We start from the raw sequence: 17,005 nt of genomic DNA on the forward strand, positions 1-17,005 counted from the left end.
GCAAGAGAAGACGGAATGGTGCCGTAACTCTGCGCACATCGGCCTTGGGCCTCCTTGCCGCCACTGCGCTTGGTCCGGCGGGCTGGAGGTCGGACCAGGTGATCGACAACAGCGTCGGCGCCGGGTCGGACCTCCCAGAACGGGATCAGGCGGGCGGTGCGCTCGCCTGTGACCCCGGCTGGGCTGCGGCGCGCGGGCAACGCGCGTCACGGATGTGCGGCCGGGCAGATTTCTTCGCTTGGCGTTAAGACGATCACGGCTATGGTTCTCGGACCACAAGTCCTCGCATAAGCCCATTCCATGGTTCGTCAAATTCTTCCTCTCTCTGCCTTGCTCGCAGGTTCGGGTTTTCTTCTTTTTGCGGGGGGCGTGAATTCCCTGATCCTGCCGATCCGCGGTGAGATCGAGGGCTTTTCCGCAGCTGCACTCGGCCTGCTCGGAACCGGCTGGGCGCTGGGGTATGTGGCGGGCTGTCTGCAGACCCCGGTGATCGTGGCCCGGGTCGGGCATATACGGGCCTTCGGCGTGATGTGCGCGCTGGCGGCGATCACCGTGCTGCTGTCGCTGATCCTGATCAGCCCCTGGTTCTGGATCCCGCTGCGGGCGATCTCGGGGTTCTGCTTCGCGGGCGCGGCGATGGTGGTCGAAAGCTGGCTCAACGAACGGGCCGAGCCCTCCACGCGGGGCAAGATCTTTGGCGCCTACACGATGATCAACCTCGCGGCGAGCACGGCGGGGCAGATGGTGATCGTCACCGGGGATCCGAGCGGGTTCCTCTTCTTTGTGCTGGCGGCGATCGTCTATTGCGCCGCGCTTCTGCCCACGGCGCTGTCGGCGAGTGCAACGCCCGCGCCGCTGGTCAGCGCGAAGCTCGATATCCGGATGCTGTGGCGCAATTCGCCCGTGGCGGTGTTCGCGGTTCTGATGGTCGGGATTTCCAACGCCTCCTTTGGCACGCTGGCGGCGGTCTTTGCGGCGCGCAGCGGGTTGGACGTGGCAGGCATCGCGCTGTTTGCCAGCCTGCCGATCCTGGCGGGAGCGGTGGCGCAGGTCCCCGTCGGGTGGCTGTCGGACAAATATGACCGCCGGGTCGTCCTGTTGGGGATCACCGCGCTCGCCATCCTGGTCGATGCGGCCTTCCTGTTTCTGGCGCCGTCGCAGGAGATCGCCCTGCTGGGCCTGGTGGCCGTCTTCGGCGCGGCGGTGTTTTCGATGTATCCCGTCATCATCGCCCATGCCAGCGACCATGCGGCGCCGGGCTCCTTCATCCAGATCAGCGGGGGGATCCTTCTGATGTTCGGGGTGGGCTCGATCATTGGCCCAACGGTTGCAGGCTTTGCGATGTCGGCCATCGGTTCTTCGAGCCTGTTTCTGATCACGGGCGCGGCGCATCTGCTGATGCTGCTGTTCACCGTGCTGCGGATTGTCACGACGCCGGCCTTGCCCGCGGAGGCGAAGGGCGCGTTTCAGGCGGGGCCGCTGGGGCGGGCGACCACGCCGGAGACCGCCAATCTGGCCAGCAACGAGGTGCCGGAGGATCGCACGCCCTGAGACGGCCCGGCTGGGCGTCACGGCAGCGATCTCCGGGTGGGTCTAGTTCCCGGCGCTTTCCATTTTGCGATGTTTCAGCACCTCTTCGAGCCAGCCGAGCTTCATTTCCGGCACAGAACTCAACAAAAGGTCGGTATAGTCGTCAAAGGGCGGGCTGAGCACCTGAGACTTGGACCCGTAGCGCACGACGCTGCCCTGGTACATCACCGCGATGCTGTCCGCGATGGCGCGCACCGTGGCGAGATCGTGGGTGATGAAGAGGTAGGCCACGTCTTCGCGCTTTTGCAACTCCAGCAGCAGCTTGAGGATGCCGTCGGCCACCAGCGGGTCGAGCGCGGAGGTGACCTCGTCGCAGATGATGAGCTTGGGCTTGGCGGCGAGCGCCCGGGCGATGCAGACGCGCTGTTTCTGACCCCCCGAGAGTTCCGCCGGGTAGCGCTCCTGAAAGCCCACGCCCAGCTCGATCTGGTCGAGCAGCTCCTGGATGCGTTTTTGTTTCTCGGCGCCTTTGAGGCCGAAGTAGAACTCGAGCGGGCGGCCAATGATGGTGCCCACGGTCTGGCGCGGGTTCATCGCCGTGTCGGCCATCTGGTAGATCATCTGCAACTCGCGCAGGTCGTCGAGGGGCCGGGTGGCGAGGTCGGGTGTGAGGGTGCGCCCGTCAAAGGTGATCTGCCCTGCGCTGGGCGGCAGAAGCCCGGTGATCACGCGCGCGAGGGTGGATTTGCCGGAGCCGCTCTCGCCCACGACGGCGAGGGTCTGGCCCGGGTGCAGATCGACGGTGATGTCTTTCAGCACGTCGAAATCTGTGCCCTTGTAGCGGGCGGTGATGGTCTCGACCTTGAGCACGGGGGTGGCGGTGGGTTGCTTCTCCTCGTGTCGGATCGAGCGCACCGAGACGAGCGCTTTGGTGTAGTCTTCGCGGGGCGCGTTGATGATCTGGTCGGTGGTGCCGTATTCGACCATGGCGCCCTGTTGCAGCACCATGATGTGGTCGGAGACCTGGGCCACCACGGCGAGATCATGGGTGATGTATAGGGCCGCCACGCCGGTGTCGCGGATTGCGTCCTTGATCGCGGCGAGCACGTCGATTTGCGTCGTGACGTCGAGCGCGGTGGTGGGCTCGTCGAAGACCACCAGATCGGGCTCGGGGCAGAGAGCGAGCGCCGTCATGCAGCGCTGGAGCTGGCCGCCTGAGACCTGGTGCGGGTAGCGGCTGCCGATATTTTCCGGGTCGGGCAGGCCGAGCTTGCGGAAAAGCTCCACCGCGCGGGCTTCGGCTTGGGCCTTGGTGAATTTGTTCTGGAAGATCGCGGCTTCGGTGACCTGCTCCATGATCTGTTTGGCGGGGTTGAAGGAGGCGGCGGCGGATTGGCTGACGTAGGTGACCTCGCCGCCGCGGAGCCTGCGGACGTCGCGGAACGGGGCCTTGAGGATGTCGCGGCCGTTGACCTCGACCGAGCCACCGGTGATTTCGACGCCGCCGCGCCCGTAGGCCATGGAGGCAAGCCCGATGGTGGATTTGCCGGCACCGGATTCGCCGATGAGGCCGAGGACCTTGCCGGGGGCGAGGTCGAAGTCGACGCCGTGCACGATGTCGATGTCGCGGGGTTTTTCACCCGGCGGGTAGATGGTGGCGCCGATTTTCAGGCCGCGGACTTTGAGGAGCGGGTCGGTCATGGTGTGTCCTGTGGTGGGGCGTCGGGTGGTCTGTTTGGCTGCGCCAAAGGCGCCCACCCGCCAGCCCCTGGGTTCTGGTGCGTCATCCGCGGCCGCCCTTCAGCGAGGTGGTGCGGCCCAGCACCCAGTCGGCGACGAGGTTGATGGAGATGCAGAGCACCGCGATGGCGAAGGCGGGGTAGAGGGCGGCGGCGATGCCGTAGTTGATGCCCTCCTTGTTCTCTTTCACGATGCCGCCCCAGTCGGCCTGCGGGGGCTGCACGCCGAGGCCCAGGAAGCTGAGCGTGGAGACGAAGAGCACGGCGAAGATGAAGCGCAGGCCCATTTCGGCGACGAGCGGCGAGAGGGCGTTGGGCAGGGTTTCGCGGAAGATGATCCAGCCGATTTTCTCGCCCCTGAGCCGGGCGGCCTCGACGTAGTCCATCACCGTGATGTCTACCGCAACCGCGCGGGCAAGGCGGTAGACGCGGGTGCTGTCGAGGAGCCCCATGAGCACGATCAGGATGGTGATGGTGGTGGGCATGACCGAGAGCACGACGAGCGCGAAGATGAGCGTGGGGATCGACATGATGAGGTCGACGAAGCGGCTGAGCGTCTGGTCGATCCAGCCACCCGAGACGGCGGCGAAGAAGCCGAGGACGGAGCCGAGCACGAAGCTGAGCGCGGTGGCGGCGGTGGCGATGAAGATGGTGGTCTGACCGCCGTAGATCATGCGGGAGAGCAGGTCGCGTCCGATGCTGTCGGTGCCGAGCAGGAATTGATCGGAGGGCGGCTCCCAGACGTCGCCCACCACTTCGGCCATGCCGTAGGGCGCAATGAGGGGGGCGAAGATGGCCGTGAGGAAGAAGAGGCTGGTGACGATGAGGCCGAGGAGGGCGGCGAAGGGGACTCTCATGTTTGCGGCTTTCGGCGGGGGTGGCGGGACGGCGCTGTTGCGCGGACGCGCAAGGCGCCCCGCCCGCCGTCCCGCGTTTGGGGCTTTACTTCTGAGGGGGTGTTGGACTCCGCAGGTTTGCTGGGCAAACCCGCTCTGTCCCCACGAAGTGATCGGGTCCTATTTTCAATAGGTCCGATCACTTTGGATGCCTCAATCGCGGGTTGGTCAGGATCGACACCAGATCGGCGATCAGGTTCAGCCCGATGTAGACCGCCGCGAAGATCAGCCCGCAGGCCTGCACCACCGGGACGTCGCGTTTGCTCACGTGATCCACAAGGTATTGCCCCATGCCGGGATAGGCGAAGACGACCTCGACCACCACGACACCGACCACAAGGTAGGCCAGGTTCAGCATCACCACGTTCACGATGGGCGCGATGGCGTTGGGGAAGGCGTGCTTGCGGATGATCTTGAGCATGCCGAGGCCCTTGAGCTCTGCCGTCTCGATGTACGCCGATTGCATCACGTTGAGGATCGCCGCACGGGTCATGCGCATCATATGCGCGAGCACCACGAGCGTCAGCACGATGACCGGCACGGCGATGGCGTCGAGCTTTTGCCAGACGCTCATGCCGTCGTTGATGATGGCCACCGAGGGGAACCAGCCGAGCTGGATCGAGATCCAGTAGATCAGCACGTAGCCGATCATGAATTCGGGGATCGAGATGGTGGTGAGCGTGACCGCCGAGATCAGCTTGTCGGGCCAGCGGTCCTTGTAGCGCACGGCCAGAAGCCCAAGAAAGATTGCCAGCGGCACGGCGATCACCGCGGCCCAGAAGGCGAGGAAGAGGGTGTTCGAGAGGCGCCGGCCAATGTCTTCGGAGATGCTGCGCCCGGAGGTGAGCGCGGTGCCCAGATCGCCTGTCAGGATGCCGCCCAGCCAGTCGAAATAGCGGGTGAGCGGCGGCTCGTTGAGCCCGAGTTCGGCGCGCAGGTTGGCGAGCGCTTCGGGGGTGGCGGATTGGCCGAGGATTTGCTGGGCCACGTCACCGGGCAGGATCATCGTGCCTGCAAAGATCAGGATCGAGACCAGGATGAGGAGCAGCAGACCCAGCGCGAGGCGCTGGATCAAAAGCTGCATCATAGGGGACATGCGCTTATACGACCCACATCCTCATGGGGGCGTAGTTGTGCATGAGGCTGAAGCCTTTCACGCCTTCGATGAAGCCTGCGACACGGTCGCTGCTGGCTTCGATGAAGTCGTTGAACATCGGGCAGATGAGCCCGCCTTCGTCGCGCAGGAGCGTGCCCATGTCGGCATACATCTGCGTGCGCTTGGCCTGGTCGAGCTCGGCGCGCGCGGCGACGAGCAGCTGGTCGAACTGTTCGTTGAAGAAGCGCGTGTCGTTCCAGTCGGCCGAGGACTGATAGGCGGTGGAGAACATCTGGTCCTGCGTGGGGCGGCCGCCCCAGTAGGAGGTGCAGAAGGGCTGTACGTTCCAGACCTCGGACCAGTAGCCGTCATTGGGCTCGCGCTTGATTTCCAGCGGAATGCCCGCTGCCTGGCAGGACTGCTGGAAGAGCGCGGAGGCATCGACCGCACCCGGGAAGGAGTTCTCGGAGGTGCGCAGCAGCACGGGGCCATCGACGCCCGCCTTGTCGAAGTGGAACTTGGCCTTCTCGGGGTCGAATTCGCGTTGCTCGAACTCGGTGTAGAAGGGGTAGGAGGCGTTGATGGGGGTGTCGTTGCCCACGGAGCCGTAGCCGAAGAGGATCTTGTCGACCATCTCCTGCCGGTTGATCGCATGCTTCAGCGCCAGACGCAGGTCATTGTTGTCGAACGGTGCCGTGTTGCAGTGCATGATAAAGACGTAATGCCCGGGCCCGGAGGTCTGGTGCACGGTGATGTTGGGCGCGCGTGCGACGAGGCCTGCGGTGCGCGGCGGCACCCGGTCGATGAGGTCGACCTGGCCCGACTGCAGGGCGGCGACACGGGCGGTGTTGTCGTTCAGCACCAGCATCTCGATGGTTTCGGCGTTGCCCAGATCACCCCAGTAGTTGGGGTTCTTCTCGGCCACGAAGCGGACACCCATGTCCACGTCCTTCATAATGTAGGGGCCGGTGCCGATGGCGGCTGTGGGGTCGTCCTTGCCGCCGCCCGGCTGGATCATCAGGTGATAATCGGTCATCAGGTAGGGCAGGTCGGCGTTGGGGCTTTTCAGTATAATTTCAACGGTGTCGCCATCGGCGCGCACATCCTGGATGTCGCGCAGGAGGCCAAGCGCGCCCGACTTCGTGTCTTCGCCGGCGTGGCGGTCGAGGGTTTCGACCACATCCTCGGCGGTCACGTCCTGGCCGTTGGAAAATGCGATGCCCTGACGCAGCTTGAAGCGCCAGGTGGTGGCGTCGTCGGAGCCCTCGAAGCTCTCCGCGACCTTGCCGGTGATGCCGCCATCGTCATCGAGTTCGACCAGGGGCTCGCCCCAGAAGCGCGCGGCCTGAAGCGCCACGGTGTTGGTCGCAAGGGCTGGATCTAGGCTGTCGGTGGTGGAGCCGCCCTGGGCCGCCATGCGCAGGGTGCCGCCCTTCTTGGGGCCATCGGCGCGCACCTGGCTCGCGATCATCGCGTTGGCCATCGCGGCGGTGACACCGAGGGCGGCGGCACGTCCGATGAAGTCGCGGCGGCTCATCAGGCCTTTGGTCACGCGGGTGCTGAGGTATCTGAGTTCGTCGTTCATTGGTGTCTCCCGGTTTTTGGCTCGGCGCGTGCCGCGCCTTGTTCGTTTTGTCAGTAGGCTTGCGCATTTCGCCCCGCGTCGCAAGGGGGTTTCCCTCAATTCGATACCGCCGGTCTCAGAGGTGATCGCGCGGGACGCTGTCCGTGACGTCGCGCTCGTAGATGAGCGCGTCGTTCTCATAGGCTTCGAGACGGGCGGTGAGGTGGAAATGGGTGGCGTCCGCCCACATGTCGCAGCGGGTTTCCGTGCGCAGGCGTATGGTGTCGCGCTCCATCTCCTGGGTCCAGTGGCAGTGGCCGCGGGCCGAGAGCGGGTCGTCGGGGTGGATCGACCAGGTTTCGCGCGCGGCCGAGCCCGAGATGAGCCCGTGATCAAGGTCGCGGCGTTTGCCGAAATCGTCCTCGATGCGGAGGGTCACCGTGCCGCTTGTCATGTCGACGGTGCGGGTGCGGCTGTTGCCGGGGGCGCGCAGCGTTTCGGTCTGCTGAGGCGGGGCGCTCTCGGGCGGGGCGAACTGGACTTCGTCACGGCGCGCGGTGCGGCGGACGGGCAGGTGCAGGCTGCCGCCCTGCAGCGTGATCGTGGCGGCCTGCGGCGCGGGCCAGAGGAGCGGCCAATAGGCCGTGGAAACGGCGAGCCGCAGCTTGTGTCCCTTGGGCAGTCGGTAGGCGATGGTGTCGAGCCAGAGCTCCACCGGCATCGGTGCGCCCACAGGCATAGGTGCTGGGTCGGCGGGGTCTTCGCGGTGGCTGAGGTTGAGCACGCCGTAGGTGATCCGGGTGGAGGCGCCGTCGGGGTGCACGTCACAGAGCCGGACGGCGATCTGGGCCTGGGGCTGGTCACTGCTGAGCCGCAGCCGCACCTTGGGCGCGCCGAAGATGTCGGTGTCCTGATCCGCGGGCGCGGTGTCGAAGGTCGCGGATTTCGCGTCATCCTCGCGCTGGTCGCCGGGCATTTCCGGCCCGAGCCAGATGGCACAGTATTCGCCCGCCTCGGCGCCCGTGTCCTGGGGGGAGCAGATCGGGGTGGAGATGTTGCCGCGCCCGTCCGACAGCCCGTGCTGGTTGAGATAGAGGGTGCGGTGCGGGATGTGCGCGGTGGCGCCGTCGGCCTCGGCCACCCAGCGCCCGGGGCGGTCGGTATACCAGCGCGCGGGGCGGACGCTGTCCATCAGATAGGCGCGGTAGTCGGGATCGTCCCCGACGCCGGTGTGGATGTCCTTGAGCCAGCGGTCCCACCAGCGCAGCGCCTCTTGCAGAAAGCCGATGCGCGGCTCCGGCACTGCGAAGTGCGGGTATTTGTGCACCCAGGGGCCTACGATCCCCTTGCAGCCGGGCAGGGCTTGAACGAGCTGCGGGACGGCGTTCTTATAGGCGTCGCCCCAGCCGCCGATGGCGAGCACGCGAGCTTTGATGGCACCGTAGTCCTCGCAGACCGAGCCGTGTCGCCAATAGGCATCGCGCCGCTGGTGGCGCAGCCATGTACTGGGCAGGAAGGGTTCGTGTTCAAGGCGTTGCAGCCAGGCCTCGCGCCAGTCATCGCGCAGGGCCGGGTCGGGCGCGCGGGAGGAGTAGGACCACATGGTGGCGCCCCAGCCGAGGTTTTCATTGAGCAGGCAGCCGCCCTTGTAGTGGATGTCATCGGCAAAACGGTCGACGGTCGAGCAGAGGGTGATGACAGCTTTCAGAGGCGCCGGCGCGAGGGCCGCGACCTGCAGGCCGTTGAACCCGCCCCAGCTGATCCCCATCATGCCGACGGTCCCGGAGCACCAGGGCTCCGCCGCCAGCTGCTCGATGACCTCCACGGCGTCCGAGAGCTCCTGCGGGGTGTATTCATCCGCCATCAGCCCCTCGCTGTCGCCATTGCCGCGCATGTCGACGCGCACGCAGGCATAGCCGCGCTGCGCAAACCACGGATGGGTCAGCGCGTCGCGGTCGGTTGTGCCGTCGCGTTTGCGGTAGGGCAGATATTCGAGGATCACCGGGACGGGGTTGCCTGTGGCATCCACCGGGCGCCAGATGCGGGCGGAGAGGCGGGTGCCGTCGGAGAGCGTGATCCCGTGGTCGGGCAGCTCTTCGATCTCGCGGAGGGTGGTGCTCATGGGCGGACGGTTGCCCCCGCGCGCGCGGTTGTCAAGCGTGGGACGCGGTGGCCTGAAAGCCCACCGCACCTGCCTGTCCTGGCGTCTGTGCTGGCAGGTAGGGTGGGCTTTCAGGCCACCCTTGGTCGCATCAATCCCGCAGGCCGATCACGAGATCCATGACGTTAGTGCCCGTGGGGCCGGTCTTCAGAAGAGCGCCGTGCGCGTCGAGCCAGCTGCCCGCGTCCGCGCGGGCGAGCGCATCCTGCGCGGTGTCGTCCCATGTGCTGCCGTCGACCACGGCGCCGGCGGCGTCTGTGGGGCCATCCGTCCCATCGGTGCCGGCGACCAGAAGACGCAGACCGTTTTGCCCTTGAATCTCGCGCGCCAGCATCAGGGCCAGTGCCTGGTTGCGCCCGCCACGCCCGGGGTTCGGTGGCAGCACCACGGTGGGCTCGCCGCCGAAGATGTGCACGCCGGGCTGTGCCGCGCGCAGGGCGGCGCCGATGCGGGGGGCGAGCGCCATGATATCGTCGTAGAGCGTTTCGTCATTTGTGGCGACCGGCAGGCCTGTGCGCCTGGCGGCTTCGGCGACGGCGGCCCGGGCGATGGCGTTGCTGGCCACGATGCGGGCGTCGAACGCGAAATCGCGCCGTTCCGGAGCGTCTCCGATCCCCGACCCGATGACCGCAAGGCTGTCGCCCTCCACATCCGAGATGGCGAGGGTTGTCACCGACGCGCCTTTGAACTGGCCCAGCAGCTTGCCACCCTTCACGCGGCTCACGGCGGTGCGGGCGGCATTCATTGCGTGGATGTCGGCACCCGAGGCGAGCATTTCCTGCGCGCGGGCCGTCAGACCTGCGAGATCGAGACCGTCTACGGGCGCTTCGGCCAGCGCGGAGGCCCCGCCGGAGACCAGTATCAGGAGGTGGCTATCGGGGTTCATGCCGGACACCACGTCCAGCAGGCGTGCGCCTGCAGCGAGGCTGTTCTCGTCCAGCACCGGATGCGCGGACTCCCTGACCTCGGCGCCCTCGGGCGCACCGTCGGCGTGGTGATATTTGGTCACCACCAGCAGCGGCGCATCCGGGAAGGCGTCATGGGCGGCGCGGGCCATGGCGCTGGCCGCCTTGCCGACGGCGATGATCTGATCTGGTTGCCGGCAGGCGCGCGCAGCCAGTGCAGCCCGCACCGCGTTGTCCCCGCGCACGGCGTTCACACCCGCCCAGAACAGCTCTTCCAAATCCGCGGTGTGCATGAGGCCTCCCTAGGGCTGATCGGTGTCGAGCCACAGGGTGACCGGGCCGTCATTGACCAGAGCCACTGCCATATCCGCGCCGAAGCGTCCAGTCTCGACAGGCACGTCGAGCGCCTGCAGGGCCGCGGCGAAGGCTTCGTAGAGCGCCTGGGCCTGATCCGGTTTGGCGGCGCCAGAAAAGCCGGGGCGGTTGCCGCGCGAGGTGTCGGCGGCGAGGGTGAACTGACTGACCACAAGTGCCGCCCCGCCGGTCTGGGCGAGGCTGAGGTTCATCTTGCCCGCGTCATCCTTGAAGAGCCGCAGCTTGCTGACCTTGGCGGCAAGCCGTTCGGCGGTCTCCACATCATCGCCGGGCATCGCACAGACGAGGATCAGCAGGCCCGGGCCGATTTTGCCGATGACCTCAGCCTCGACCGTGACCGAGGCCTCGGAGACCCGTTGCAAGAGCGCGCGCATGGTGGTCCTTTCAGAAGGTCATTGGCTGAGGGCGGCGCCGTAGCCCACGGCGGCCGCCACGATCAGACCGAGGACGACGGCAATGGCGATCTTGGCGGCGGACCAGGGGCGTTCCCCCTGCACCTTGCCGGTGCGGCCGTTCACCACGAAGCGATAGGTCTCGCCGCGGTATTTGTAGGCGGCGAGCCAGACCGGCAGCAGCACGTGTTTGAAGGTGACATCGCGCAGGTCGGTCTCGACCTGGTGGATGCGCTGGCGGTCGCCGCCGATGTCGAAGCGGATGTCGCGGGCGATGACCTGATCCATGCGCTGGCGCGCCTCGATGAACCCGTCCTTGAGCGGCACCGCATAGCCTTCGGCGCGGAAGCCTGCAAGGTACTCAGGCGTGTAGGGCTGCATGTCGCCCAGGTCCCAGGGCTCCAGCGCGTCGGTGAAGCGCTTGGGCAGGGAGGTGGAGGCGAGTATGAGCACATCGTCAAAGAAGCGCGCCACACGGCCCCGGACGCCGCGCCAGCGTACCTTTGGGACCTTGATCTGCTGGCGTTTGCCGTCGCGCATGACGGTGTGGGTTTCGTAGTAGACGGTGCCGCGCTCGCCGGTGTACTGGCTCGTGGTATCGGCGTCGAAGGTCCAGTAGGGCACGTAGATGCCCTGCATCTTGCGGCCCTTGCGCGCGTATTGCTGCAGCCCGTTCGGCGCGAACCAGAGGCGGCCCAACCAGTCGGTCATCGCATCGCGCGCGGTTGTCTCGTCAAGCGCGAAGGGGAGCACGCCGCGCGGTTTGATATGGCGGTGGGTGCCGGTGTCGGTGACCACGGGGGTGGCGCAGAAGGGGCATTCGGTGGCGTGCACATCCGGGTCGAATTCGACCTCCGCCGCGCAATTGGGGCATTTGGAGACGCGGGTCTCCTCCATCTCCATCGCGGGCAGGGCCTTGTTCAGCGCGGCCTCGAAGTCGAGCTCCTTGATCTGGGTCTGGCCCCAGGGGCCCGCGTCGAGGCTTTGCGTGTTGCCGCAGTGATCGCAGACCAGCTGGCGCCCGCCCGGATCGAAGCGCAGATCGCCGCCGCAGGCGTCACAGGGGAAGTGATGTTCGGCGAGGGGGGCGGTTTGCGTGCTCATAACATGCCGTGCAGGGATTTGGGTGTCATGCGGCGCAGGGCACCGTCGCCGAGCGCCGTGTGGCGCCAAAGGTGGAAGATCGCATGCAGCGCGGAAGCCGCAAAGAGCGTGACCATCAGATCGCGGGGGCTGGGGCCGGGGAGCATGGTGCCGAGGGCGGCGGCCAGCGTGCTCGCCGAGGCCCAGGCGAGCAGGGCGTACATGCCGCGGCTGAGCCAGGGGTGGGCGGCGCGCAGGGCGCCGTCGAGCTTGGGGCCGGGGCCGTTCATCAGGCCGAAGATCACGGCCAAGGCCACCATCGCGAGGCCCGCGAGCCCGAAGGCGGCGTTGAGTGCCGCGCTTTCGAGGCCCGCGGCCAGCGCGAGCAACAACAGGGTCAGCACCAGCCAGTGCAGCACAATGGTAGCGCGGCGGCGGGTCATGAGGCGCGCGCCTCTGGGGCGTGGGCGACGAGGCGGAACTCAACCAGCGCGCCGCGGCGGCGCAGCCCGGCGACCTCGACAGCGGTCCAGGCAGGCAGCGGCGGGGTGAAGATGTCCTCCAGCGCCGCCTGCACCGGGGCGAAGGTGGTGGCGATATCCAGATGATAGCTGGTCATCTCGACCACGGCGGTCTCATCCGCGCCTGCGGCAGCGAGCACGGTCTGGGCCTTGCCCAGAGCGATGCGGGTCTGATCGGCGGCGCTCTTGGGCATGGTGCCATCGGGTCGGCCACCGGTGGCGCCGGTGAGGAACAGGAACGCACCCGCGCGGATGGCGGGCGAGAAGCCGGTGGCCGCCGCCGCCTCTTTCAGCGCATCGGGGAGGATCGCCTGCCGCATGATCAGGGCGCGGGCGGCGGAGGGGGCGGGGGCAGCACGGTGAAGAGCTGCGCCAGCTCGGCCACGTCCTCGGCGCGCATCCAGCCGTCCTGGCCGGGCGTCCAGACCATGCTTTCGCGGGTGAGTGCGCCGTCGGCGGCCATGCGGCCCAGGGCGGCCTTGGAGTAGGGGCCCTTGGTCTGGCCGTTTTCGGCCACGTGCCAGACGTGCTCGACCGGGGGCGGCGGTGGTACGGCGGCCGGGCTCACGGTGCGCGCCCCCCAGGGGCCCGCCTGCTGTGCGGCGGCGTTGCCGATCTGCATGCCGAGCCCCGCGCCCAGACCCGCCTGGATCGCAGCGGCGCCCGCACCCTCGCGCCCCAGCGCCTCAGCCGCCTGGAACTGCATGTATTCATTGAGATTTCCGATCACGCCCATCGACGAGCGCTTGTCCATCACCTCTTCGACCGCAGGCGGCAGCGAGATGTTTTCGATGTAGAGCTCGGGCATCGCCAGCCCGTATTCGGCGAGCTGGGCGGAGATTTCCTTGCCCACCAATTGGCCCAGTTCGCGGGTGTTCGCGGCCATGTCCATGACCGGGATGCCGGCGCGGGCGAGAGTGCGCGAGAACTCCTGTACGAGGATGTTGCGGATCTGGAAGCTGATCTCATCCATGGTGAATTCGCCGTCGGTGCCGACGATTTCCACGAGGAATTTCGCGGGATCGCCGACCTTGATGGAATAGGTGCCGAAGGCGCGCAGGCGCACGGGGCCGAATTCGGGATCGCGGCAGATGATCGGGTTTTTCGTGCCCCATTTCAGGTCGTTGAACCGCGTGGTGTTGACGAAATAGATCTCGGATTTGAAGGGGCTTTTGAAGCCGTGATCCCAGTGCTGCAAGGTCGTCATGATCGGCATGTTGTTGGTCTCGAGCATATAGAGACCGGGGGTGAAGACATCGGCCAGCTGGCCTTCATGCACGAACACCGCCGCTTGACCCTCGCGCACGGTGAGCTTGGCGCCGTATTTGATCTCGTGCCCCTCACGCTCGAACCGCCAGACCATCGTGTCGCGGGTGTTGTCCGTCCAATGGATGACGTCAATGAATTCACCGGAGAGAAAATCGAAAATACCCATGTCAGTCAGTCCTTTATACCATGGTCTCAGCTCGGCCCGCCTTGCAGCTCGCGGGCGATCGTGCGGGCGATGGGCGCGGCCTCGGCGGCGCTCATGCCGGGGGAGAGGCGCGGGTCGTAGAGCATCTTGAGCAGTTTCTCGTCGTGTTTGGTGAGCAGTGCAAACTCGTCGTCATCGTTGAAGATCGAGGGCCGCGCGTTGCTGTCATTGGCCAGGCCGAGCGCCTGCGCCATCTCTTCGTGAATGCAGCTGAGGCGCAGCAGACCGGGGTTTTCGGCGCGGATCACCGCGACGGCAGCGGTGTAGGTGTTGGCGTCGGAACCCGCGGCATAGGCGGCGACGGCGCAATAGGTGTCGCGCGAGAGGCTGCGCAGGGCATTGAGGCTCTCGGGTGTGATGCCGGGCACACGGGCGGCGGCGGCGTCGAGGGCGGCGCCACGGTCATCCTCGCTGGCCACGATCACGATGAAGTTCGGGGGGCCGAAACTCATGATCGGGTGGCCGGTGATCTGGCCCAGACGGCGCGCATAGTTGCGGATCGCGGTGCCATCGGCGCTGCGCTGCGAGGGGGGGACAGAGTTGCCGAAGACGATGCCTACGCGCACCGGACCGGACCAGCGGCGCAGCGGGCTTTCGCCGCCGCGGCCCTGCAGGGCCTTTTCGTATTCGTTGAAGAAGACGATGCGTTCGAAGTTGCGCGCGAGCATATCGGCGGTGAAGGGCGTGTCAGGCCCGCCGCCATCTTCGCGCAAGAGCCCCTGGCTGAGCTGGGCCGCCTGAACCTGCACCAGATAGCTGCGCAGGGCGGCGCTCTCCTCGGAGGTGGGCCGGAGCTGGGTTTCGGCGAGGACGTTGGGGCGCGGGCGCGGGGTTTTCACCGTCAGCGGCGCCTGTGCCACGTCACAGGCCACCAGCGCCGCGCCGGCAAATCCAAGTGCGCCCCAGCGCAAGAGAGTGCCCCGCGGCGCCATGCCGTGCTCAGTTCGGAACGGAGGTCGCGGCGGTATCGCCGAGCCCGGTGGACTTGGCCTTCGCACTGGCGAGCGTGTCACGCAGCTTGGCCTCCATCTCCTGCAGCTCGGTCTCGGCGGCGGCGCGGCGGGCCTTGCCCTCGTCCGCGATCTGCAAGCTCTCCTCGATGGTGCCGATGAGATCGGCGTTGGCCTGCTTTACCGCTTCGATGTCGAAGACGCCGCGCTCCATTTCCTCGCGGATCACCTTGTTGCTTTCGCGCAGGTTTTTCGCGTTGGCGGTGAGCAGCTCGTTGGTGAGGTCATTGGCCTGGCGCACGGCTTGGGCGGCCTCTGACGAGCGCTGGATGGTGACCGCCTGCGCCAGTTGCGTCTCCCACAGCGGCACGGTGTTGACCAGCGTCGAGTTGATCTTGGTGACGAGCGATTTGTCGTTCTCCTGCACCAGCCGGATCGAGGGCAGAGATTGCATGGTGACCTGGCGGGTGAGTTTCAGATCGTGCACCCGGCGCTCCAGATCGTCGCGGGCGGCGCGCAGGTCGCGCAGCTCCTGGGCGACCATGACCTGATCGTCTTCGGGCGCTTTCTCGACCTCTGCGGCTTTGGCGGGGATGGTTTTCTCGTCCAACTCGGTGAGCTTTTCCTCGCCCGCCGCGATGTAGAGTGCCAGTTCGTCATAGAACTGCAGCGTCTTTTCATAGAGCACGTCGAGTGATTTGATGTCTTTCAGCAGCGTGTGCTCGTGCTTGAGCAGCTCGTCGGTGATGCGGTCGATCTGGCCCTGCACCTCTTCGAACTTCGCGGTGAACTTGGCGAAGGGCGCGGCCTTGCCCATGAGCTTTTCCCAGAAGCTGCGCTTGCGGCGCACGTCGAGCTCGTCGATGGAAAAGCCGCGGATGGTGGTGACGATGTTGCGTAAGCTGTCACCCGCCGGGCCCACGTCCTTGTTGCGCACGCCGCCAAGCATCGCCTGGCTGATCTCCTGCAGTTCGGCCTGCGCGCGGCTGCCGAAGGACACGATGGAGTTGGTGTCGGTCATGTCGAGCTCGGCCATGCGCTTGGTGATCTCGGCGCTCACCGGCGCGTCGGCCTCGGCCATGGGCACGATGGCATTGGCATCCGCCGGTTCCGGCAGGACGACGGCGGTCACTTCCTCGACCATCTTGAGGTCCTGTGCGGCCTTTTCGCGTGTTGATTCACTCATTGATAGTCCCCTGTTGTTGGGCGGCGTCAGTCCAGACGCACCCCTTCGCGTTGCAGACGGTCCCGCAGGACCTCGATTTCGACCGTGAGGTCGCTGTGATCGTCCAGCATGAGTTTGGTGGTGCGGTCAGTGAAGTTCTTTTCCAGATCGTCCAGCAGGGCGAGGTAGTCGTCGCGGGCTTTCGTGTCCTGTGAGCGGGCGTAGATATCGGCGAATTTCACCGAGGCGTCGCGCGCGCCCAGCAGGTAGACGCCGAGGTATTTGCGCGCCGCCGTCAGGTCGCGCGGGTCATCCTCAACCGTGCGGATGAGGTCGCGCACCACAGTCTGGAACTGCTGCATCCGGGTTATCACGCGCATATTGCCCGAGCGTTTGAGGGCGTCGTTCATGGCGGCCATATGGGCTTCGGCCTCATCGACCACGCGGGCCACACGGTCCTGCTGGAAGGTGTCGATGCCTTCCATGCCCTTGTCGCTCAGCGGATCGATGCCAAAGGCGAACAGATGCAGCCCGGTTGCGGCGACGCCGAACAGGATGGCGGCGATGAGGTTGCCTTCATGGCTGAGGGCGGCCAGTGCGGTGCCGAGACCGGCCAGCAGCCCTGCCGCGATCTTGCGCGGCATCGCCGGGCGGCGCGCCACCTTGCGCGTGTGCCAGGCGGCTTCGGCCACCAGCCCGCCGCGCAGCAGCCAGGCGCCAAGGGCCAGCACCGCCGTGCCCGCAAGCCCGAGGGTCAGCCCCAGCGCGCCTTGCGTCAGCGACATGAAGAGCAGAACGACCGCAGGCAGGAACATCAGGTTGGCGCGTGCGCCCACCGGATCGACCTTGGCGCCCGCAAAACCGCTGCGCCGGGGTGTGCTGCCCTCTGTCGGAGCACCTTGTGGGCTGTATTTCCCGCCGAACCGCTTTGCCATACCGTCAGAGACCGCCCAGCAGGCCCGCGGCGACGCCCGTCATCAGGACGAGCAGCGCCACAAAGGCGAATTTCTGCATCGTGTTCGGCGTCATGATGTCTCCCCGGACTGACGGTGTCTCAAATATAAGCCCATGCGCGTCAGCATGCCAGCCCGCTCTGACCACGGCCGCGTTTGCTGTCGGTTTTGGCATATCATATGGGCAAGATGGGGTGCGGC

General features: G+C 66.5%; 15 protein-coding genes. 1 reads left to right on the top strand and 14 read right to left on the bottom strand.

All coding sequences use genetic code 11. The features are described 5' to 3' along the window. Nucleotides 1-300 precede the first annotated feature (300 nt). Nucleotides 301-1,551 carry an MFS transporter gene (locus Q1A71_RS17420; protein ID WP_299679270.1) on the top strand — a complete coding sequence of 417 codons (1,251 nt, stop codon included), beginning with the start codon at nt 301-303 and terminating at the stop codon, nt 1,549-1,551. Between the two features lie 42 nt (nt 1,552-1,593). On the opposite strand, the gene Q1A71_RS17425 is transcribed toward Q1A71_RS17420, so the two are convergent. From Q1A71_RS17425 to Q1A71_RS17490, 14 genes are all read right to left on the bottom strand, one after another. Further along, nucleotides 1,594-3,231, bottom strand: a complete 1,638-nt coding sequence (locus tag Q1A71_RS17425) for an ABC transporter ATP-binding protein (protein ID WP_299679273.1) — start codon at nt 3,229-3,231, stop codon at nt 1,594-1,596. Between the two features lie 82 nt (nt 3,232-3,313). After that, nucleotides 3,314-4,126: an ABC transporter permease gene (locus tag Q1A71_RS17430; RefSeq protein WP_299679276.1), complete on the bottom strand. Its 813-nt coding sequence runs from the start codon at nt 4,124-4,126 to the stop codon at nt 3,314-3,316. A gap of 178 nt (nt 4,127-4,304) precedes the next feature. Continuing rightward, a complete protein-coding gene (locus tag Q1A71_RS17435) occupies nt 4,305-5,261 on the bottom strand; it encodes an ABC transporter permease (RefSeq protein WP_299679279.1) in 957 nt (318 codons plus the stop codon). Nucleotides 5,262-5,265: 4 nt separating this feature from the next. Continuing rightward, nucleotides 5,266-6,846 carry an ABC transporter substrate-binding protein gene (locus Q1A71_RS17440; protein WP_299679282.1) on the bottom strand — a complete coding sequence of 527 codons (1,581 nt, stop codon included), beginning with the start codon at nt 6,844-6,846 and terminating at the stop codon, nt 5,266-5,268. A 115-nt stretch (nt 6,847-6,961) separates the two neighbouring features. Then, nucleotides 6,962-8,947, bottom strand: coding sequence for a CocE/NonD family hydrolase (locus tag Q1A71_RS17445; protein ID WP_299679286.1), 1,986 nt, complete (start codon nt 8,945-8,947; stop codon nt 6,962-6,964). A gap of 130 nt (nt 8,948-9,077) precedes the next feature. Further along, complete coding sequence (locus Q1A71_RS17450) at nt 9,078-10,184, bottom strand: DUF4147 domain-containing protein (protein ID WP_299679289.1); 1,107 nt, start codon at nt 10,182-10,184, stop codon at nt 9,078-9,080. A 9-nt stretch (nt 10,185-10,193) separates the two neighbouring features. Then, nucleotides 10,194-10,640: a D-aminoacyl-tRNA deacylase gene (dtd, locus tag Q1A71_RS17455; RefSeq protein WP_299679292.1), complete on the bottom strand. Its 447-nt coding sequence runs from the start codon at nt 10,638-10,640 to the stop codon at nt 10,194-10,196. A gap of 18 nt (nt 10,641-10,658) precedes the next feature. Beyond that, the gene (locus Q1A71_RS17460) at nt 10,659-11,762 is read right to left on the bottom strand and encodes a primosomal protein N' (replication factor Y) - superfamily II helicase (protein WP_299679295.1); all 1,104 of its coding nucleotides are present in this window, start codon (nt 11,760-11,762) and stop codon (nt 10,659-10,661) included. Continuing rightward, nucleotides 11,759-12,184 (bottom strand): hypothetical protein, encoded by a 426-nt coding sequence (locus tag Q1A71_RS17465; RefSeq protein WP_299679298.1) that lies wholly within the window; start codon nt 12,182-12,184, stop codon nt 11,759-11,761. Before Q1A71_RS17465 ends, Q1A71_RS17460 begins: the two co-directional genes overlap by 4 nt. Continuing rightward, entirely contained in the window at nt 12,181-12,582 is a 402-nt protein-coding gene (locus Q1A71_RS17470; RefSeq protein WP_299679300.1) for a Rid family hydrolase, read from the bottom strand. Before Q1A71_RS17470 ends, Q1A71_RS17465 begins: the two co-directional genes overlap by 4 nt. A gap of 2 nt (nt 12,583-12,584) precedes the next feature. Then, nucleotides 12,585-13,697 carry an SPFH domain-containing protein gene (locus Q1A71_RS17475; protein ID WP_299679303.1) on the bottom strand — a complete coding sequence of 371 codons (1,113 nt, stop codon included), beginning with the start codon at nt 13,695-13,697 and terminating at the stop codon, nt 12,585-12,587. Nucleotides 13,698-13,723: 26 nt separating this feature from the next. Continuing rightward, nucleotides 13,724-14,668, bottom strand: coding sequence for a DUF2927 domain-containing protein (locus tag Q1A71_RS17480; protein WP_299679306.1), 945 nt, complete (start codon nt 14,666-14,668; stop codon nt 13,724-13,726). A gap of 7 nt (nt 14,669-14,675) precedes the next feature. After that, entirely contained in the window at nt 14,676-15,872 is a 1,197-nt protein-coding gene (locus Q1A71_RS17485) for a toxic anion resistance protein (protein ID WP_299679309.1), read from the bottom strand. 26 nt (nt 15,873-15,898) lie between these two features. Then, the gene (locus tag Q1A71_RS17490) at nt 15,899-16,786 is read right to left on the bottom strand and encodes a 5-bromo-4-chloroindolyl phosphate hydrolysis family protein (RefSeq protein WP_299679312.1); all 888 of its coding nucleotides are present in this window, start codon (nt 16,784-16,786) and stop codon (nt 15,899-15,901) included. Nucleotides 16,787-17,005 lie beyond the last annotated feature (219 nt).

The sequence above is a fragment of the uncultured Roseobacter sp. genome, assembly GCF_947493125.1.
Lineage (GTDB): Bacteria > Pseudomonadota > Alphaproteobacteria > Rhodobacterales > Rhodobacteraceae > Roseobacter.